Annotated in this window: 18 protein-coding genes and 2 pseudogenes; 9 read left to right on the top strand and 11 right to left on the bottom strand. The window is 52.6% G+C overall.

From position 1 onward, the window contains the following. Positions 1 to 39: 39 nt before the first annotated feature. Together DES54_RS00850 and ybaK are read left to right on the top strand one after the other, a co-directional pair. Positions 40 to 843 (top strand): TraB/GumN family protein, encoded by an 804-nt coding sequence (locus DES54_RS00850; RefSeq protein WP_113864860.1) that lies wholly within the window; start codon positions 40 to 42, stop codon positions 841 to 843. 31 nt (positions 844 to 874) lie between these two features. After that, positions 875 to 1,354 carry a Cys-tRNA(Pro)/Cys-tRNA(Cys) deacylase YbaK gene (gene ybaK / locus DES54_RS00855; RefSeq protein ID WP_113864728.1) on the top strand — a complete coding sequence of 160 codons (480 nt, stop codon included), beginning with the start codon at positions 875 to 877 and terminating at the stop codon, positions 1,352 to 1,354. A 114-nt stretch (positions 1,355 to 1,468) separates the two neighbouring features. Here ybaK and yjiA read toward each other — a convergent pair whose 3' ends face one another. The 4 genes from yjiA to DES54_RS00875 all read right to left on the bottom strand — a co-directional run bounded on the left by yjiA (position 1,469) and on the right by DES54_RS00875 (position 6,125). Continuing rightward, on the bottom strand, positions 1,469 to 2,431 hold the full coding sequence (yjiA, locus tag DES54_RS00860; RefSeq protein WP_113864729.1) for a GTPase: 963 nt from the start codon (positions 2,429 to 2,431) through the stop codon (positions 1,469 to 1,471). A gap of 16 nt (positions 2,432 to 2,447) precedes the next feature. Next, positions 2,448 to 2,651 (bottom strand): YbdD/YjiX family protein, encoded by a 204-nt coding sequence (locus tag DES54_RS00865; RefSeq protein WP_109052933.1) that lies wholly within the window; start codon positions 2,649 to 2,651, stop codon positions 2,448 to 2,450. A 146-nt stretch (positions 2,652 to 2,797) separates the two neighbouring features. Further along, on the bottom strand, positions 2,798 to 4,951 hold the full coding sequence (locus tag DES54_RS00870) for a carbon starvation CstA family protein (protein WP_113864730.1): 2,154 nt from the start codon (positions 4,949 to 4,951) through the stop codon (positions 2,798 to 2,800). Positions 4,952 to 5,210: 259 nt separating this feature from the next. Next, positions 5,211 to 6,125 carry a LysR family transcriptional regulator gene (locus tag DES54_RS00875; protein WP_113864731.1) on the bottom strand — a complete coding sequence of 305 codons (915 nt, stop codon included), beginning with the start codon at positions 6,123 to 6,125 and terminating at the stop codon, positions 5,211 to 5,213. Between the two features lie 128 nt (positions 6,126 to 6,253). Between DES54_RS00875 and DES54_RS00880 the strand changes: the two genes are divergently transcribed. From DES54_RS00880 to DES54_RS00900, 5 genes are read left to right on the top strand one after another with little or no spacing between them, the layout of a single operon-like run. Continuing rightward, positions 6,254 to 7,039: a 5-oxoprolinase subunit PxpA gene (locus DES54_RS00880; protein WP_113864732.1), complete on the top strand. Its 786-nt coding sequence runs from the start codon at positions 6,254 to 6,256 to the stop codon at positions 7,037 to 7,039. Positions 7,040 to 7,059: 20 nt separating this feature from the next. Then, on the top strand, positions 7,060 to 7,308 hold the full coding sequence (locus DES54_RS00885; protein ID WP_113864733.1) for an acetyl-CoA carboxylase: 249 nt from the start codon (positions 7,060 to 7,062) through the stop codon (positions 7,306 to 7,308). A 33-nt stretch (positions 7,309 to 7,341) separates the two neighbouring features. Beyond that, a complete protein-coding gene (locus DES54_RS00890; RefSeq protein ID WP_113864734.1) occupies positions 7,342 to 8,730 on the top strand; it encodes an acetyl-CoA carboxylase biotin carboxylase subunit in 1,389 nt (462 codons plus the stop codon). Between the two features lies 1 nt (position 8,731). Then, on the top strand, positions 8,732 to 9,613 hold the full coding sequence (locus DES54_RS00895; RefSeq protein WP_113864735.1) for a 5-oxoprolinase subunit B family protein: 882 nt from the start codon (positions 8,732 to 8,734) through the stop codon (positions 9,611 to 9,613). Continuing rightward, positions 9,603 to 10,580 (top strand): 5-oxoprolinase subunit C family protein, encoded by a 978-nt coding sequence (locus DES54_RS00900; protein WP_113864736.1) that lies wholly within the window; start codon positions 9,603 to 9,605, stop codon positions 10,578 to 10,580. Before DES54_RS00895 ends, DES54_RS00900 begins: the two co-directional genes overlap by 11 nt. Here DES54_RS00900 and DES54_RS00905 read toward each other — a convergent pair. From DES54_RS00905 to DES54_RS00915, 3 genes and pseudogenes are all read right to left on the bottom strand, one after another. Then, positions 10,581 to 10,799, bottom strand: a pseudogene (locus DES54_RS00905) (transposase); the annotation flags it as partial. A 235-nt stretch (positions 10,800 to 11,034) separates the two neighbouring features. After that, positions 11,035 to 11,448, bottom strand: a complete 414-nt coding sequence (locus DES54_RS00910; RefSeq protein ID WP_113864737.1) for a type II toxin-antitoxin system HicB family antitoxin — start codon at positions 11,446 to 11,448, stop codon at positions 11,035 to 11,037. Between the two features lie 48 nt (positions 11,449 to 11,496). Beyond that, positions 11,497 to 11,673, bottom strand: coding sequence for a type II toxin-antitoxin system HicA family toxin (locus DES54_RS00915; RefSeq protein ID WP_113864861.1), 177 nt, complete (start codon positions 11,671 to 11,673; stop codon positions 11,497 to 11,499). A gap of 151 nt (positions 11,674 to 11,824) precedes the next feature. Between DES54_RS00915 and DES54_RS18735 the strand changes: the two are divergent. Continuing rightward, positions 11,825 to 11,953 (top strand): annotated as a pseudogene (locus DES54_RS18735) (integrase); the annotation flags it as partial. Between the two features lie 99 nt (positions 11,954 to 12,052). Here the strand turns inward: DES54_RS18735 and ushA are convergent. Beyond that, positions 12,053 to 13,705: a bifunctional UDP-sugar hydrolase/5'-nucleotidase UshA gene (gene ushA, locus DES54_RS00925; RefSeq protein ID WP_113864738.1), complete on the bottom strand. Its 1,653-nt coding sequence runs from the start codon at positions 13,703 to 13,705 to the stop codon at positions 12,053 to 12,055. Positions 13,706 to 14,371: 666 nt separating this feature from the next. Between ushA and ybaL the strand changes: the two genes are divergently transcribed. After that, positions 14,372 to 16,057 (top strand): YbaL family putative K(+) efflux transporter, encoded by a 1,686-nt coding sequence (gene ybaL, locus DES54_RS00930; RefSeq protein WP_113864739.1) that lies wholly within the window; start codon positions 14,372 to 14,374, stop codon positions 16,055 to 16,057. 67 nt (positions 16,058 to 16,124) lie between these two features. On the opposite strand, the gene hemH is transcribed toward ybaL, so the two are convergent. The 3 genes from hemH to htpG form a co-directional block, all read right to left on the bottom strand. Then, positions 16,125 to 17,087, bottom strand: a complete 963-nt coding sequence (gene hemH / locus DES54_RS00935) for a ferrochelatase (RefSeq protein WP_113864740.1) — start codon at positions 17,085 to 17,087, stop codon at positions 16,125 to 16,127. 225 nt (positions 17,088 to 17,312) lie between these two features. Continuing rightward, positions 17,313 to 17,957: an adenylate kinase gene (adk, locus tag DES54_RS00940; RefSeq protein WP_113864741.1), complete on the bottom strand. Its 645-nt coding sequence runs from the start codon at positions 17,955 to 17,957 to the stop codon at positions 17,313 to 17,315. Between the two features lie 259 nt (positions 17,958 to 18,216). Continuing rightward, complete coding sequence (htpG, locus tag DES54_RS00945) at positions 18,217 to 20,100, bottom strand: molecular chaperone HtpG (protein ID WP_205680158.1); 1,884 nt, start codon at positions 20,098 to 20,100, stop codon at positions 18,217 to 18,219. Between the last annotated feature and the right edge of the window lie 164 nt (positions 20,101 to 20,264).

A 20,264-nucleotide genomic window follows, 5' to 3' on the forward strand; every position in this document is an offset into this window, starting at 1 on the left:
GCGTTTAGCATGGTTGCCTCACTTCTGGAGACCGGATTTATGGGGCAACTGCTGCGTAGAATAGCGACTTTTCTTGGGTTTATTTCGCCTCTGACTTACGCCTATCCCGCGATTGATGTTCAACTCGCCAATCAACGCCTGTTTCATCTGGTTGGCAGTATCCATATGGGCAGTCTGGATATGGCGCCGTTACCCGATGAACTGTTGCAACAGCTACAGCATGCCACGGCCCTGATTGTCGAAGCCGATATTTCTGATATCGGCTCGCCTTTCACACAGACTGAAACCGAGCTTCCGCTGTCACAGCGACTGAGCCCGGCCAACTATCATCAGTTACGACAAATCTGCGCATCGCTGGCTGTCAGTGAGGACAGCATTGATGCGCTTCCCGCCTGGCAGGTCGCCTTGATGTTACAAGCTTATCAGGCCCAGAGGCTGGGGCTCAGACCGGATTACGGTATTGATTATCAACTGATTACGGCGGCAAAATCTCAGGGACTGCCCATCATTGAGCTTGAGGGGCAAGATACCCAGATCGCGTTGCTGCAACAGTTGCCGCAGGGTGGGCTGCGGTTGCTGGAAGATACGATTAAACACTGGCACATCAATGCCCGTCTGTTGCAAACCATGATTGGCTGGTGGCTGGAGCGCAAGCCCGGCAAACTTCCGCCTGACATGCCAGCCGCTTTCAGCAATGAGATGACCGATTTATTGATGAACCAGCGCAACCGTCGCTGGCAGCAGCAGCTTCAGGCGCTACCGCCCGGTAACTATGTGGTTGCCGTAGGCGCGCTGCATTTATATGGTGATGACAACCTACCGACATTATTACAGGCAAATTGAGCGCAACGTCGCCCGCAAGGACACTTGAATCATGACACCGGCAGTAAAACTACTTGAGAAAAACAGCATCGCTTTTACGCTGCACAGCTATCACCACGATAGTGAAGAAACCAACTTCGGTGAAGAAGCCGCCAAAAAACTGGGGCTAAATAAAGGGCAGGTTTATAAAACGCTGCTGGTTTCGCTGAATGGCGACGCTAAAAATCTGGCGGTGGCGGTAACGCCGGTCGCCGGTATGTTGGATTTAAAGAAAGTCGCCCGTGCGCTGTCGGCGAAAAAAGCGGATATGGCCGATCCGGTCATTGCACAGCGGGTTACGGGTTATCTGGTGGGCGGCATCAGCCCGTTGGGACAGAAAAAACGGTTGCCGACCGTGATTGATGAACCGGCGCGCCAGTTCCGCACCATTTATATTTCCGGCGGTAAACGCGGGCTGGATATCGAGTTGGCTGCCGATGATTTGGCCCGGTTGCTGCACGCCACCTTCGCCGATATTGCCAAACACGATTAAGCTACCGAAAAAAAAGCGGATGCGCGGATAATATAAATCAGACGCAGACGATCGGCGCCGCTTTTATTACCGGTCAAAATCAGGCCGACCTGACGGCCAGCCTGATAAGATGATTCATGCCGTCAGTCGGGCAAAGGCTGCGCGGATTTCCTGCTCAGACAGATCCAGCCCGATGAAAACCAACACGCTTTGCCGGACTTCGTCAGCTTGCCATTCTCTGTCCCAGTCGGCGCTATATAAACGCTGAACCCCCTGAAACAATAGGCGGCGGCTATCATCCTTAATCGCCAGAATGCCTTTATAACGCAGCAGATTATCGGAAAACTGTAGCAACAGGTTTTCCATCACATCCGATACCGCGGATAATTCAACCGGTTGATCCAGACTGACCACAATCGACTGAACGTTGTTTTGAGCAGGCGCGATAAAGCGAAACACCGGCGTTTTTACCGCCAGCCTGTCGTTGAGGATAAAACCGTCGATATTGAACAGCACGCTCAAATCAATATCGCCGTGTATCACCGGGTAAATCGGCGCTCTGGCATTGATGCGTTGAAGACGCTGCATCAACGCGTCGTCTTCGCCCGCCACATCGGTCTTGGTTAACAATATGCGATCGGCATAGCCTATCTGCGACTGAGCGATAGTGAACTGATCAAGCTGTTGCTGGGCATGTACCGCATCCACCAGCGTGATAATGCCGTCCAGCACAAAGCGTTCGCAAATCACCTCATGGGAGAAGAATGTCTGCGCCACCGGGCCGGGGTCGGCCATGCCGGTACATTCAATAATGACGTGATCGAAATTCAGGGTGCCGTTATCCACGCCATCGAGCAAATCAAGCAGCGCATCCGCCAACGCATTGGATTGCGTACAGCAAATACAGCCGTTGCTCAGCGTCGTGATCTGGCTCGCCCGTTCGCCAATCAGCACGTTGTCGATCGGTACTTCGCCGAATTCGTTTTCAATCACCGCAATGTTGTAGCCGTGATCGGCGTTCAGAATGTGTCGTAATAAAGTGGTTTTGCCCGCGCCCAGAAAGCCGGTCAGAATGGTGACATAAAGTGGTTGAGTCATAACAGGTTCCGATTCGTTAACAGCAACGCATACCGCCTTTGCCATCGCCGCCGTAACGCGCCTGCTGGCGCTCGCGGAAAAATTCTTCGTAAGTCATCATCGGTTTATCAGGATGATTGGTTTGCATATGCTGAACATAGGTGTCGTAGTCCGGCATACCCACCAGCATTCGCGCCGCCTGGCCCAAATACTTTCCCGCCTTTCCCAGATTACCAAACATCATTACCTCCGAACGGCCACCAGCGACGACCGCGATATAAAAATACCCTGTATAACGTTTATACATTATACAGGGTAGGCATACCCGTCATCTTTTGCGATCCGGCCATGTTAGCCGTCTCGCAAAATCCGACGGGGCGGCAACGCTTAGTGACCGGAAGAAACTTTCACGCCGCCTTCAGGAACCGGGATATACGGCGTTTCCTGATCGGTACGCTTATCGATCTTACGGGCTTCCAGCGCGGCTTTGATGCCGTAAGCAATAATGCTGTATACCACAATCAGGAACAGGATGCTCAAACCGGCGTTGGTATAGTTGTTTGTGACGATATGGTTCATGTTGGCAATCTGCTGCGCGCTCAAATCCGCGCCGCCTTCGGCAATCTTGCCTTTGAACATGTTGGCCATATAGAAGAAGCCTTCCAACTGCGGATTATCGCTGAACAGTTTCAGACCCAGCGCCCAGGTGGTGCAAATCAGCAACCAGATAGCCGGCAGCAACGTCACCCAGATGTACTGCGTGCGTTTCATCTTGATCAGGATCACCGTTCCCAGCACCAGCGCCACCGCAGCCAGCATCTGGTTGGAGATGCCGAACAGCGGCCACAAACTCTTCACGCCGCCCAGCGGATCCACAACGCCCTGATACAGCAGGTAACCCCACAATCCGACGCAGCCCGCCGTACCGATCATACCCGCCACCAGAGTGTCGGTTTTCTTCAGGAACGGTACGAAGTTGCCCAGCAGATCCTGCAACATAAAGCGACCGGCGCGCGTTCCCGCATCCAGCGCGGTCAAAATGAACAGCGCCTCAAACAGAATACCGAAGTGATACCAGAAGCCCATGTCCGCGCCCGGAATGATCTGGTGGAATACGTAGGCGATACCTACCGCCAGCGTCGGTGCGCCGCCTGCACGGTTGAGGACGGAAGGTTCACCGATATCTTTCGCCGTTTGCAGGATCTGATCAGGAGAGATCACGAAGCCCCAGGAACTCACTACTGCTGCGGCTTGTGTCGATACGTCCTGCAACTGCGCCAGGATCATCGGCGCGTCAGCCGTACCCAGTCTGTGCAGATCAGGCATGGTAATGCCCAGCGCCGCAGGCGGGGTATTCATCGCAAAATACAGGCCGGGTTCGATAATGGAAGCCGCAACCAGCGCCATGACCGCCACGAACGATTCCATCAGCATCGCGCCGTAACCAATGAAACGCGCATCCATTTCGTTAGCCAGCAATTTAGGCGTGGTGCCGGAAGAGATCAGCGCGTGGAAGCCGGATACCGCGCCACAGGCAATCGTAATAAACAGGAACGGGAACAGCGTGCCTTTCCATACCGGACCGGTGCCATCCACAAATTGCGTCACCGCTGGCATTTTCAGATCCGGGTTCAGGATCACGATGCCGATCGCCAGACCGACAATCACCCCGATTTTCAGGAACGTCGCCAGATAGTCACGCGGCGCCAGAATCAACCATACCGGCAGCAAGGCGGAGATAAATGCATAACCGATCAGCGTGAAGGTAATGGTGGTGTCTTTAAAGGTCAGCGCCGGGCCCCAGAACGGGTCGTGCGCCACAATACCGCCAAACCAGATGGACAATACCAGCAACACGATACCGATCACCGATACCTCGCCCACACGACCAGGGCGGATATAACGCATGTAGATCCCCATAAACAGGGCAATCGGCACGGTAGAACAGACGGTGAACACGCCCCACGGACTTTCCGCCAGCGCTTTTACCACAATCAACGCCAGCACCGCCAAAATAATAATCATGATCAGGAAACAGCCGAACAAGGCGATGGTGCCCGGCACCGGACCCAGTTCTTTCTTGACCATTTCACCCAGCGACGCGCCGTTACGACGCGTGGACAGGAACAGCACCATGAAATCCTGTACCGCGCCCGCCAGCACCACGCCACCCAGCAACCAAAGCGTACCCGGCAAGTAGCCGATCTGCGCCGCCAGAACCGGCCCCACCAGCGGCCCCGCACCGGCGATAGCCGCGAAGTGGTGTCCAAACAACACATTACGGTTGGTCGGCACATAGTTGAGGCCGTCGTTATTCACCACCGCCGGCGTCGCTCTGGTCGCATCCAACCTCATGACCTTCTGCGCGATATACAGACTGTAGTATCGATAGGCCACCAGATAGACGGCGACGGAAGCGACGATAATCCATAATGCACTGACATGCTCGCCGCGGCGCAGTGCGACCACGCCGAGGCAGGCAGCCCCGATGACCCCCAGGATCATCCAGGGGATGTGTTTAAGAAAGGTACTGCTCTTCATAAGACATCCTTCAATTTCAAATTGTAATTGTTTGATTTTGCTAGCGATAGAAAAGTAAACCCTGGTAACGCTTTAATGCGGCAACATAGGTTGCCGCGGATTTCGGATAAGGAAAATAATGACGGCACATTACGGTATCGCGCGTGCGTGCGTGGCGGGTATTTGGCTGGGCGGCAGAATAACGCGCTAAGCGGTTAAAATCGCCCGGTGAGTGGTTAGCGGAAAATGTCATGCCAACGCGGTGACGGTAATATCAGCGTTAACGCCGTGAAACATTCAGTTGGGGAGTCAGAAACGCATTGCGGAAATACTCACGGAAAGCCTGCATCGCCGGGGTAAACGCCGCATCGCGGTGCCAGGCCAGGCCGACGCACATCGGATGCACGACATCTTTCAAGGCGCGGGTTTCGATACGCCGTCCTTCCAGCGACCACGGACGATAAACCAGATCCGATAAAATCGCCACGCCCAGTCCGTTCGCCACCATGCTGCGCACCGCCTCCACCGAACTGGTGTGCAGCATGGCGCGCGGCCGGTGTCCGCTCAGATCCCAGTAGCGCATGGCGCTGTGATCCGCTTCATCAACCGTGAGCATAATAAAGGGCTCTTTCTCAACATCCGCCAGACTCACTTCCGACTTTTCACACAGCGGATGACGGCTCGGCAGCCATAAACGTCGCTCGGAATTAAACAGCTTCTCGGCAACAATTTCCGGGTGAGTCAGGTTATCCGTCAATACCAGCGAGATATCAAAGGCGCGATCGATCAAGCCCTGTTCGATATCGCTGCGTTCACGTTCATTGAGATTGATGGTGATGTGCGGAAAACCATAGGACAGGCGTTGCAGGTGAAACGGCAGAAAATAGCCCATTACCGTGTAACTCGCCGCTACATTCAATGCGCCGTTGATGCGGTTATCCGTGAGCGGCATCATCATCGCATCATCAACGCTGCGTAGAATGGAATAGGCGTGATTGAGAAAATAGCTGCCGTTTTCGGTCAACGTCATCCCGTGAACCGAACGAATAAACAACGGTTTCCCCAGCATATTTTCCAGTTCCTGGATCGCCGTGGTCACCGCCGATTGTGAAATATTCAAATGAATGGCGGCCTGAGATATTTGTCCCATTTCGGCGGTGGCGACGAAATACCGGACTTGACGTAATGTAATCATCTCTTTCTCTTATTTGTTTCAGCGTTCTGTTTTTCAGATATTCAGCCATCTAAAAATACGTCTTTCCGAATGGAAAAAATTCACTTTATATTATTTTTAAACAAAGCCATCACAAATAAGAAATAATTATGAAATATGAAATCGATCTGAATTCCGATATGGGTGAGAATTTCGGGCCGTGGGCGATAGGCGATAACATCGATAAAGAAATGATGTCTTATATAAGCTCCGCGAATATCGCCACCGGTTTTCACGCCGGCGATCCCAATACCATGAACCAGACCATTGAATGGGCGAAATATCATGGCGTAGCGATTGGCGCGCACCCTGGTTTTCGTGATTTAGTGGGGTTCGGCAGGCGGCACATTAATATTCAGCCGCAAGAGATCATCAATGACATTATTTATCAATTAGGCGCATTGCGTGAATTCGCCACCCTGCATCAATTACCGCTGCAACATATCAAACCGCACGGCGCGCTGTATATGCATCTGGCGCGAGATCAGGCCGCCGCACACTTATTTGTGCAAACACTGCATACGCTGGCCCCCGATTTATTGCTGTACTGCATGCATGGCTCCCATGTATGGCAAGCGGCGCAAAAACTACAACATCCGGTGGTTTGCGAGTTTTATGGCGACCGGGATTATGACCGCAACGGATCGATTGTGTTTGTTCGTCAGACCGGTCAACTCGACCCCGAACACGTGGCGCAGAAAGTATTACGCGCCTGTCGGGAGGGAAAAGTCCGCACCGTTGAAGGCGACGATATTCCCGTGGCGTTTGATTCGGTCTGTATACACAGTGATACGCCAGGGGCGCTGGCATTAATTAAAGCCACACGCGAACAACTTGATGATGCGGATATTCATGTTACCCCGCCTGCCAGAATAATTTCTTATCCCAAAAATTAATAACTCAAGGAGTGTTTTAGATGAAAGAATATGAGGTATGTTCTCCTTTACCCGGTATTTTTTATCGGCAACCCGCACCGGATGCAGCCGCGTTTATTGAGGAAAACGATATTGTTACTGAAAATACCGTCATTGGGTTAATTGAAGTCATGAAGCAATTCACCGAAGTTTATGCGGAACAGGCCGGACAATTAATTTCTTTTCACATCAATAACGGCGATGCTGTCGAACCCGGGCAAGTCATCGCCATCATAAAAACGCCGACATAAATACAACAAGAACGTTTTTCTGAGGAGGGAGAGATGAAAAGAACAATAACAAAACTACTTATCGCCAATCGTGGTGAAATCGCCGTTCGTATTATCCACGCGGCCAAAAGTCTGGGGATCCCGACGGTGGCGGCGTGCAGTGAGGCGGATACGGATTCTCTGCCCGCCCGTCTTGCCGATGAAGTCTATATTCTTGGTACGGCCCGCGCGGATCAAAGTTATCTGAATGCTGATGCGCTACTCCAGGGAGCCCAACACTGCGGCGCCAACGCGATTCATCCGGGATACGGTTTTCTGTCTGAAAATGCCGACTTTGCACAGGCGGTCGAACAGGCCGGTTTGATGTTTATCGGCCCGACTGCGCAAACCATCCGCATGATGGGAGACAAAGCGGTTGCCAGATGCACCGCGCAGGCGGCTGGCGTTCCCGTGGTGCCAGGCTCCGCCGCCGCGTTGGGTAATATTGATGAAGCCGTGCGTTGCGCGCAAGAGATTGGTTATCCGCTGTTGATTAAAGCGGCGGCTGGCGGCGGTGGCCGCGGCATCCGCGTTGTCGCCAATGAGACGGAACTGGCGCGTGATTTCCCCATTGCGCAAAACGAGTCCAATGCCGCATTTGGTTGCGGCGATGTCTATCTGGAACGTTTTATTCAACATGCCCGGCACATTGAGGTGCAAATACTGGGCGACGGCGAGCAGGTCGTGCATCTGTATGAGCGGGAGTGCTCGCTGCAACGTCGACGTCAGAAGATATTTGAGGAAGCGCCATCGCCTGCCCTTTCTCCCACGCAGCGCGACGCCATTTGCCAGAGTGCGCTGCAACTGGCGCAACAGCTAGGCTATCGCGGGGCGGGCACGCTGGAATACCTGTTTGACGCGGATACCGGCCAATTCTACTTCATTGAAATGAATACCCGCATTCAGGTCGAGCATCCGGTAACCGAGATGGTCACCGGCGTCGATCTGGTGCAATGGATGCTACGCATCGCACAAGGCGAAAAGCTCACGCTGCGTCAGCAAGATATTGCGCTCAGCGGCAGCGCCTGCGAGATGCGCATCAATGCCGAAGACCCGGCGCGCAACTTTTTTCCTTGCCCCGGCGTAGTCGACATACTGGTGTGGCCGCAGGGCGATGGGATCCGTATTGATAGCCATCTATTCAGCGGCTATCGTATCCCGCCCTATTACGATTCCCTGCTGGCAAAACTGGTGGTGCACGGCCACGATCGCCGACAAATGCTGGCGCGAGCCGAACAAGCCTTAGGCCAGTTGCGTCTGACCGGCGTCACCACCACCCAATCGCTGCACCAGTGGCTAATCGCGGACCCGCGTCTGCAAGCCGGCGAGTTTGATACCACGGCGCTGGAAAATTGGCTGCAAGAACGCACGCAAACCAAAACACCGCTTTGCCGGGAGGCCTGAAATGGAAAACTCTGCCATTCGTTACAGTTTTGGCGGTGATGAGCATCTTTTCGCCGAAATTGATCAAGCTATGTCGCTGACGGCCTTCTTCCGCGGCCTGGCCATCACCCACGCGGTTGAACAACGGGCGATCCCCGGCATCCTGGACATCTGCCTGGCTAATGCATCGTTTCAGATCCGCTTTAATCCCGATATCGTTGCGCCGCAAGCGCTGCTCGAAGCCGTGCAACTGGCGGAAAGCCAGGCGCAAAGCGTGAATCGGCTTGAGACGCGCATCATCGAAATTCCGGTGCTATACAACGACCCGTGGACGCGGGAAACACTGATGCGCTTTCGCGATCGCCATCAGGCGCCCGATGCGACCGATCTGGAATACGCCGCCAGCATCAATGGTTATCAGGATATCGACGCTTTTATCGGTGCTCATAGCGGGACGCCGTGGTTTGTGTCGATGGTCGGTTTTGTCGCCGGTTTACCGTTTATGTTCCAGATGGCCGGACAGGAAAAACAGATTCAGGTGCCCAAATATCTGCGCCCGCGCACCGACACGCCGCGCCTGTCGCTAGGGCATGGCGGGTGTTTCGGCTGTATCTATTCGGTGCGCGGCGCGGGCGGTTACCAGCTATTTGGCGTCACGCCCGCCCCTATCTATGATCCGCAACAGCGCCTGGACTATCTTCAGGAATCGCTGGTGTTTTTCCGTACCGGCGACATCGTGCAGTTTAAACCCATCGACCCGCAACGCTATGACCGCGATATCCAGGCGGTTGAGGCCGGAACCTTTGATCTGCGCATCCGGCCCGTAACATTCGAACTGGATAAATTTGTCGCCGATCCCTACGGGTATAAACACTATCTACAGGAGGTGCTCTATGCAGATTAATGTCCTCAAACCCGGACTGGCGACTTCCGTGCAGGATACGGGACGCGAAGGCTATTATCATCTCGGCATACCCCCCTCCGGCGGCCTGGATCAATATTCTCTGCGGATGGCGAATCTGCTGGTAGGCAACCCACAATCAGCCGCTGTGCTTGAAATTACGTTACTGGGGCCGGAACTGGAATTCACGGATAAAGGGTGGGTGGCGCTCTGCGGCGCGAGCATGAAACCGCAACTGGATGGGATGGAAATGCCCATGCATGCCGCTTTCAGCGTCAAGGCCGGACAGATCCTGCGTTTTGGTTATGCCGCCGCGGGGTGCCGCAGTTATCTGGCCGTGGCTGGCGGTATCGCCGTACCTGCCGCATTGGGCAGCCGCTCCACTTATTCATTGGGCGCGCTGGGCGGCCATCAGGGGCGTCGGCTGGAAGCGAATGACGTGCTGCCGATCGGAATTCCGAGCACCACAGTCAAACCGGGGATCAGCATCCCTGCTGATTATCTGCCGGTGCTTAGCAAGGAGGTATCGTTGCGCATGGTGCCTGGCTTGTACATTCATCGTGTGACCCCGGACGCGATAGAACAATTTTTTGCCGATAGCTGGTCAGTGGGAACGGAGGCGGACCGTATCGGCTACCGGCTGAAAGGCGGCAATCCGCTGGTTTTCCAGCCGCGCACGCCGCCGTTTGGCGCGGGCTCGGATCCCTCCAACATCGTGGATGCCTGTTATCCGATTGGTTCGATACAGGTCCCCGGCGGACTGGAACCGATTGTCCTATTGCGTGATGCGGTATCCGGCGGCGGTTATATGACGCTGGGAACGGTGATCAGTGCCGATTTGGATATCATCGGGCAGTTGCAGCCCAATTATCGCGTGCGTTTTGTGCCGATCTCACTGGAAGAAGCGCTGGAAGCGCGACGGCTATATCGTCAACGGCTGGATGGACTTGAACATTTATTTGTGAACTAAATCCATGAGGCCCATACGCAGAAACCAGCGACTGACGACGTTGAGCAAAGTTTCTTTCACCAGACGGCGCTTGAAAGGAATACCGAAGAGGTAACCCAATAACATCATTTTAATCAATCGCATGGATAAATGGCTGGTCGGTCATTATCGGGCAATTGAGATGGATTGCTTGTCGCGGATAAATTCGAAGTCGATGGCGGCATCAATTTTGCGCGCCAACGCCATCAGAAATTGCATGCCGGATTGAGCTACTTTTTTTAACATTTAACCAGAACTGGTTCCTGACGGTCCTTATGAAATAATAGTTATGATTTTGTTCAGACGCATAATCTCACCTCCTGCTTTACCGTAGCGCGGTGTGATTAACGGGAAAAGAAAAAGCTCTGTCGTAGCAGAGCCTTGAGGTTTCTTATGCGTTAAGTTGCTTAGCGTATAGTGATTTGGGTTAACGCATTTACGCGGCGATCAGTTCCAGGCGTTTGCCTAACGCCGCGATCGCCTTCTGGATGGTGTCGATTTTTGTGGAGTGATGCAGATCAAATAGCCGAGTTACTTCCTGTTTTTTAATCCCCATACGCGACGCCAGTTCAACCTGAGTTAAACCGGAATCGATAAAGACATTCAGCATGATGACTTTCGCCGCGACGCTGGATGGCACCTCAACATAATCACCGGTAACTTCTCCCGGCAACGGTACTCGCTGGTTATCCTCAAAGTAGAAATCAAAGGATGTCATCAGCGCATCAAGGGCCATCGCCAGCGCTTCTTCTCGCGTGTCGCCCTGAGTTAGGGCCTCCGGTATATCCGGGAACGAAACCACATAGCCGCCTGAATCCGGGTCTAACTCTAAATTTACTGGATATCGCATATCGATATGATGAATCTCCGCGAGTACCAGCCCCGAAGGGCTGGTTTGTTATTTCAGGCCAAGTTGCTTAAGAATTGCCTTTCTTAGCGGTTCCTTTATCTCAGCGCCGGGATGTCTTGGCATTACGCTTCGCCTCCCGTTGTATCTCAGTTTCAGATGGTTAGTACCGTTTGAAACCTCGACTCCTTGAGATTCAAGCCACCGCCTGAACTCGCTTTGCTTCACCATTCCTCCATTCTGTTGAATATGGGATTAAAGTAATCATTTATGCTTACCATATCAACATTTTTATTTACGTTTTTAAATGCAATTCTATCTGCACTGCCAGCCAATTAATGACAGGAACGGACATAAGACGAATCTGAATGAAAAATGATCTTTATCCGAGCGGCTATACCGGAAACAAGGCGTTGATATGAAAGTCCTGCTTGGACATAAGAACCAATCAATGACCGACATGTACAACGATGACCGGGGTAAAGAATGGATAACCATTGCCGTTTAAATAGCTCAGATTATACATTGTTTTAAGAAGAATTTTGACGGAAGTAAAAACAGCGGTTTTTGCCATCATCACAGAGGCAAAAACCGCTATTCCTATAAGTTACTTATAAACAATCTCACCTTTCGGCGCATAGGCTTGCGCATCCAGTGGGGAATGCTTCTGGATATACTGTTTCAACACTTCGGCATCGACAAAACCGGTATTTACGTAGCTGGGTAAGCTATCAATACGCGGATAGCCATCCCCGCCCATCGCGTAAAAATTCAGCGTAGCCATGCGATAAACTTTATCCGCCCGTAATGGCTCGCCTTTAATTTTAACATTTTGTACGCCTTTGCCATCGGCAATCAGGCTGACGTTAAGGAACTGCGCATAGGCGCCGGAATCGACCTGTTTATTGGCGACAACGGCCAGATATTTTTCGATTTCGCTGCCTTGCATATCCACATAAACCAGGGTGTTGGCAAAAGGCTGGACTTTCAGCACATTTTTATAGGTGATATCACCGGATTCAATGGAATCACGCACGCCGCCGCCACTCATGACCGCAAAGTCCGCGTTGGCGCGTTCAAGCTGCGCCGACAACAATACCCGCGCCAGATTGGTCTGGTGGAAACGAACCTGACTGCGATCGCCTTCCAGTTTTCCTTTGACGCTGCCGATTTTCACGTCCAGTTGCGTCTGGCCCTTCTCCTGGAACGGCGTCAGCATTTTCAACATCGCGGGGTCCTGCTCGATTTCCTGCGTGTAGAAAACCCGCTCGGTTTTGCCGTCCGCCGTCTCAACGTTTTTCTTCAGGTTGATCGGAACAAGCTGGTAATGCTCCAGTTTCAATTCACCATTACGAAAGGTAAAATCCGCACGGCCGACATATTTACCCCACTCATGCGCCTGAACAATCCAGGTGCCGTTTTGACGATCCGGGGCACACGGCGTACCCGGCACATAGTTCGCCTGTTTTTTATTTTCGCCGGCCATACAAACCGGATCTTGTGAATGACCGCCGACAATCATGTCCAGATAGCCCGCAGGCAGGCTGCGTGCCATTTCAACATCACCCGGCGCGTTGGAACCGTGATTACCGTCGTCATAATGTCCCATGTGCGTCGCGGCAATGATCACATCCGGTTTTTCCGCCCGACGCAGTTGCTCCACCACCTGTCGGGCCTCGGTCGCTGGCTGACGAAATTCGATATCCGTAAAAAACTCAGGATTGCCCAGTTTGGCGGTATCGTCGGTTGTCAGGCCGATAACCGCAATTTTCACCCCTTGTTTATCAAACAAGGCATAAGGCTCGAACAGACGCTTATTGGTGCTCTTTTGATAAATGTTGGCGGAAAGCAACGGAAAATTGGCCCATTTCTGCTGCTGACGCAGCACGGAAAGCGGATTATCAAATTCGTGATTACCTAGCACCATCGCATCATAGCCAACCATGCTCATACCACGAAAATCAGGTTCCGCATCCTGTAAATCCGACTCAGGCACCCCGGTATTAATATCGCCGCCGGAGAGCAACAGGACACTACCGCCCTTGCCGGCGACCTCCTGACGAATTTGCTCCACCAGGGTTTTCTGCGCCGCCAGCCCATACTCGCCATACTCGTTCTGCCAGAAATGCCCGTGGTGATCGTTGGTATGCAATACCGTGATGGCATACGTTTTATCTTTTTCCCAGGCCATTGCTCCCACGGACGTTAGCGCCAGCGATACCGCAACCGCACAGCCCAGAGCTTTTATTGAAAAACGCATGAAAAATCTCCCTTTATTTTTTAAATACCCAACAGAGATGGATAAAAGAATCCGGCCCATCAGACTAGCACAGACAGCCCCAGTCCGCTGGGAAGCGGCGAAAAGGCCATGATAACGGTATTTCTCAACCGATTCTCAGATCCAATTTAGATGATCCGCAGTCGCAGTGTCTTTCGTTGTCATGAATTCTTCCTAATATGGCGGGTTCATCAGAATAATCCATTTTCATGACGGTTATTCGCCATTTTCTCTGGCTTTCGGCTCACCGATGACGCGGTTTTATCGAGTAAGTGAAAAAACAGCGCAGGATGTTCACCAAGATACGCGCTTTATGGTAATAATTACGCATGTTTATCAATGCTTATCAGAAGAAACCGTGTCTAAATCTGTGTTACATTATGAATAGACGGGTAAGCTAACATTTTTCATAAAAAACCATTTTTTACCAAGCAAGATTTCTCTATATACAATAGAATTTATATATTGCCGCTGTTGCTGGCCTTGACGTCAGACAAAACCTACGAATTTATCTGCCTTTGCGCAAGCAGGGAATTCCGATGGATAGGAAGTCATTCAATCTGTTCTCATCATGTTTCGGTTGTGACGTCAGAGAAAAAAGAATAAATCCGCTCATTCACGTTTCACCTCATGGCACAAGGAGTCGGGATGCATGCTGCAACACCTCTAATTTCAACTATTTCCGCAGGACTGGTACTTGCCTTCCTTCTTGGTCTTCTGGCAAACCGCCTGCGCATCTCTCCTCTTGTTGGCTATCTGGTTGCCGGTGTGCTGGTCGGGCCGTTTACGCCAGGATTTGTCGCTGATACCTCGCTGGCGCCGGAGTTGGCCGAGTTAGGCGTTATTCTTTTGATGTTCGGCGTCGGTTTACACTTCTCCCTGAAAGATCTGATGGCGGTAAAATCCATCGCCATCCCCGGCGCCATCGCGCAGATCGTCGTCGCCACGCTGCTGGGCATGGGGCTTTCCGCCATCCTGGGCTGGAGTCTGGCAAACGGTCTGGTGTTCGGTCTCTGTCTTTCCACCGCCAGTACCGTTGTCCTGTTGCGGGCGCTGGAAGAGCGGCAGTTAGTTGACAGCCAGCGCGGTCAAATCGCCATCGGCTGGCTGATTGTCGAAGATCTGGCCATGGTGCTGACGCTGGTTCTGTTGCCCGCATTTGGCGACATGGTCGGTTCGGAAAATGCTGATACCGGTAAACTGCTGCGCGATCTGGGCTGGACCATCGGTAAAGTCGTTGCCTTTATTACCCTGATGATTGTCGTCGGACGTCGTCTGGTTCCCTGGGTACTGGCGAGAAGCGCCAGTACCGGTTCCCGCGAACTGTTTACGCTGGCAGTGCTTGCCATGGCACTGGGTATCGCTTTCGGCGCGGTGAAATTGTTTGATGTCTCTTTTGCGTTGGGCGCGTTCTTCGCCGGCGTGGTGCTGAATGAATCGGAACTCAGTCAGCGGGCGGCGCACGATACGCTGCCCCTGCGTGATGCTTTCGCGGTGCTGTTCTTTGTCTCCGTCGGTATGCTGTTCGACCCGATGATCCTGATCAACGACCCGATTGCGGTATTGATTACGCTGGCGATCATTGTGTTCGGCAAGTCGGCGGCGGCCTTTATGCTGGTACGGCTATTTGGTCACTCAAAACGCACCGCGTTGACGATTTCCGCGAGCCTGGCGCAAATCGGCGAGTTTGCTTTTATTCTCGCCGGTCTCGGCATCGCGCTTGGTCTGCTGTCGGAGGAAGGACGCAGTCTGGTGCTGGCCGGAGCAATCCTCTCCATCATGCTCAACCCGTTGATTTTTGCGCTGCTTGAACGCTATCTGGAAAAAAATGAAACCATTGAAGAACAGATTGTGGAAGAAGCGATTGAGGAAGAAAAACAGATCCCTGTCGATTTGTGCAACCATGCGCTGCTGGTCGGCTATGGTCGCGTCGGCAGTCTGATTGGCGCCAAACTGCATCAGGCTGGCTTTCCGGTCGTGGTGATTGAGAATTCCAGGGCGCGCGTCGATGCGCTGCGTGAGCAAGGCATCAAGGCCGTTCTCGGTAATGCGACGAAACCTGAAATCATGGAAATCGCCCGACTGGACTGTGCTCGCTGGCTGCTGCTCACCATTCCCAACGGCTATGAAGCGGGAGAGATCGTGGCGGCCGCCAGGGAAAAAAGGCCGGATCTGGAGATTATTGCGCGTGCGCATTATGACGATGAAGTCAGCTATATTACAGAGCACGGCGCCGATCAGGTTGTGATGGGCGAACGTGAAATCGCCAATAGCATGATCACATTGCTGAAACTGGATGAACAACCGACAACGCCACAGGAATATCCGATCTGATTATCGAAAAGCGTAATCAATTTTTCACCAAAAACAAGGCGGGACTGTCCCCGCCTTGTTTTTGAGCTTACTCTGCTTTGGCGACCAATTGCTCAAGCATATCAATGTGTAACGGATCATCGTTCAGCGCGGGAATATAGTGAAATGCTGCGCCGCCCGCATGCAGAAATATCTCCCGGTTCTGTTCCTGAATCTCTTCCAGCGTTTCCAGACAGTCCGCGGCAAAGCCGGGACACATGATCTGAATGTGTTTAACGCCTTGCGCCGGTAACCCCTGCAAGGTTTCATCCGTATAAGGCGTCAGCCACGGCTCGCGCCCGAAACGTGATTGAAAAGTCATCATCACTTTTTCTTCAGGCAAACCTAACGCGGCGATCAACGCATCGGTCGTCGCACGGCAACGCAGCGGATAATCATCCCCTTCAGCAGCGTAACGCTTAGGAATACCGTGGTAGGAGAGCACCAGTCGATCTGGCTCGCCATGTTCGGCAAAGGCCTGTTCCACCCGATGCTGCAACGCGGCAATATAGGCAGGGTGCTCAGCATAATCGCGAATGAAACGAATCGCGGGTAATTGTCGATAACGGCGTAACAGTGTCGCCAGACCATCCCAAACCGCAGCCGTGGTCGAACAGGAATACTGAGGATACATCGGTATCACCACCAGTTGCGTAACACCCTGCGATAGCAGTTTATCCAGCGCCGAATGCAGGCTGGGCGAACCATAACTCATCCCCAATTCAACAGGGACCTCAGGCAGACGCGCCGCCAGCGCCTGTTGCTGGCGGCGGCTAATCACCAGCAACGGCGATCCCCCCGCCATCCAGACGGACTGGTAGAGTTTTGCCACACGCGGAGAACGGAAAGGCAGAATGACGCCGCGCAGCAGCGGCCACCATAACAGACGAGAAGTATCCACCACACGTCTGTCGCTCAGGAACTCGGCCAGATAGCGCTTTACCGCCTGCGGCGTTGGTGCATCGGGCGTACCTAAATTCACCATTAGAACGCCGAGTTTCTCTAATCTCATACCTTCCCCTTAAGGCCAGCCGACTATCTATACGTTCAGCCCGCTATGCGACATATCAGAATCTTTATTGTAGCGAAAAAAACAAACAAATACGGGTAGATAGCATGGCTAAAACCAATGTCATCAATAGAGGAAAGCGAACAAAGCGGACGGCTGACGGACTTGTCCGCCATAAAAAATGCCAGACGTTGTCCGGCATCGGAAATGTTGAGTATCGTTGCGAAATCAGCCCAGGATGGTTTCCAGTTCAGCGCGGACTTCATCAACTTTGCGCGTGCCTTCCACTTTAAAATAACGGGTATTGCCCGCTTCGGCTTCTTTCTGGTAGTAAGCCACCAGCGGCGCGGTTTGCTGATGATATTCCACCAGACGTTTACGCACGGTTTCTTCCTGATCGTCTTTACGCGTCGTCAGATCTTCACCGGTGACGTCGTCTTTGCCTTCAACTTTCGGCAGATTGAATTTCACATGATAAACACGGCCTGACGCCGCGTGAACGCGACGGCCAACAATACGATCGACAATCAGTTCATCAGGAACAGCAAATTCGATTACATAATCCACATTGATGCCAGCCTCTTTCATGGCATCAGCCTGCGGGATGGTCCGTGGAAAGCCATCCAGCAGAAAACCGTTACGGCAATCATCCTGGGCGATACGTTCTTTAACCAGCGCAATGACCAATTCATCGGTAACCAGTTTACCGGCATCCATGATTTCTTTAGCTTGCTTACCCAGTTCAGAACCTGCTTTTACCGCGGCACGCAACATGTCACCGGTGGAAATCTGCGGGATCCCATATTTTTCCATGATGAATTGAGCCTGAGTACCTTTGCCTGCGCCCGGAGCGCCCAGCAGAATAATACGCATTGCGTAAATCCCCTTGCTATATAGTATTTATAAAATAAATTTGAAAAGCGCTAAACCATACCATTCCAGGCGGTTATCCTCAAGGAACGGACTCGCTTCAGCTTGTCGCCAACAGGTGAAAAAGTTGGCAAATCTTAATAGCGCGATGGCGATATCGATGAGTGTAGACGAATAAGGCCTGTTCAGTGAGGTAATGCGGGAGAAGACAGGTAGCCGCAAGCGGCGTGTTAAGACCCCGGTAGTCCGGGGTCGGGGAGCATCAAGCCGTCAGCAACTGGTTCATGCGACGGATGAATTGGTTAGGATCGTCCAGCGCACCGCGTTCCGCCAATAAAGCCTGATCAAGCAGCAGTTCCACCCATTCGGCGAATCCGGCTTCATCACTGACATCGGCAGCGCGCTTAACCAGCGGATGTTCCGGGTTAAGTTCAAAAATGTATTTCACTTCCGGGGCCTGTTGACCAGCAGCGGCAAACAGTTTCGCCATCTGCGTACTCATCTCATTAGCGTCAGTGACCACAATCGCCGGCGTATCCGTCAGACGGTGCGTCAGACGCACGTCTTTCACCCGCTCACCCAACAGCGTTTTCACGCGATCGACAAAAGGCTCCAGCGCTTTTTCCGCTTCTTTCTGCGCATCGTTTTCTTCATCCGCCAGCTTATCCAGCGCTTCATCCGCCTTACTGACCGACTGGAATGACTTGCCATCGAACTCGGTCAGATAGCTCATCATCCATTCGTCGATACGATCAGACAGCAGCAGTACCTCAATGCCTTTCTTGCGGAAAAGTTCCAGGTGCGGGCTGCTCTTCGCGGCGGCATAGCTATCCGCCGTGATGTAATAAATTTTTTCCTGACCTTCAACCATACGGCCAACATACTCTTCCAGCGACACCGTCTGTGCCGAGCTATCGGATTGTGTTGTCGCGAAGCGCAACAGTTTCGCGATCGCTTCACGGTTGCCGCCATCTTCAGCTGGGCCTTCTTTCAATACCAGGCCGAACTGCTGCCAGAGGGTCTGATATTTTTCGGCATCGTCTTTCGCCAGTTTTTCCAGCATCTGCAACACGCGTTTGGTCAGGGCATTTCGCAGATTCTGGGTGACGCGGCTATCCTGCAAAATTTCACGGGAAACGTTGAGCGGTAAATCATTGGAATCAATCAGACCGCGCACAAAACGCAGATAGTTCGGCATGAACTGCTCGGCGTCATCCATGATAAATACGCGCTGCACATACAGTTTCAAACCGTGTTTGTGGTCGCGGTTCCACATATCCCACGGCGCACGGGAGGGAATATACAGCAGGCTGGTATACTCCTGCTTGCCTTCGACACGGTTGTGGCTCCAGCTTAGCGGATCAGTAAAATCGTGAGCAATGTGCTTGTAGAACTCGTTATATTCTTCGTCGCTGACTTCAGATTTGCTGCGCGTCCACAGGGCTCGCGCCTTGTTGATCTTCTCCCAACTGACGGTTGCCTCGCCGCCTTCCTCTTCACTTTCCGTGCGCGTCTCGATCTCTACCGGCAACGCAATATGGTCGGAGTATTTGCTGATGATGGAACGCACGCGCCAGTCATCAAGAAACTCATCTTCCCCTTCACGCAGGTGCAACGTAATTTCAGTACCGCGATCGTCTTTGACGATATCGGCGATGGTATAGTCTCCCTCGCCCGCCGATTCCCAGAACACGCCCTGATCGGCAGCCGCGCCAGCCGCACGCGTGCGCACCGTCACTTTATCCGCCACGATAAAGGCGGAATAAAAGCCGACGCCGAACTGACCGATCAGTTGGCTGTCTTTAACCTGATCGGAACCCATTGATTCCAAAAAGGCTTTAGTACCGGATTTGGCGATGGTGCCCAGATTGTCAATCACCTCATCACGGCTCATACCAATGCCGTTGTCGGAAATCGTCAGAGTGCGTTTTTCTTTATTGGTCGAAACGCGCACGCGCAAGTCACCGTCGCCGGCATACAGTTCGGGGGCTGACAGTGCGCGAAAACGTAATTTATCTGCTGCATCGGAAGCGTTGGAGATCAATTCACGCAGGAAGATTTCTTTGTTGGAATACAGCGAATGGATCATCAAATGCAGCAGTTGCTTTACTTCGGACTGGAATCCACGGGTTTCTTGGCCTTTCATACTCATTGTTGCTTACCTCAATCCTAATATTATTCAGGCTGATGACGATGAGCATAGAGATGGGGATAAGCCATGATAATTTCAAGGGCAGAAGAAGCAAGACAATGCTAAACACGCGGAGAAATAGCGTATTCAACCGGCAGCCAGCCGCAACGCCGACCGCC

Source organism: Brenneria salicis ATCC 15712 = DSM 30166 (assembly GCF_003315515.1).
Classification (GTDB): Bacteria; Pseudomonadota; Gammaproteobacteria; order Enterobacterales; family Enterobacteriaceae; genus Brenneria; species Brenneria salicis.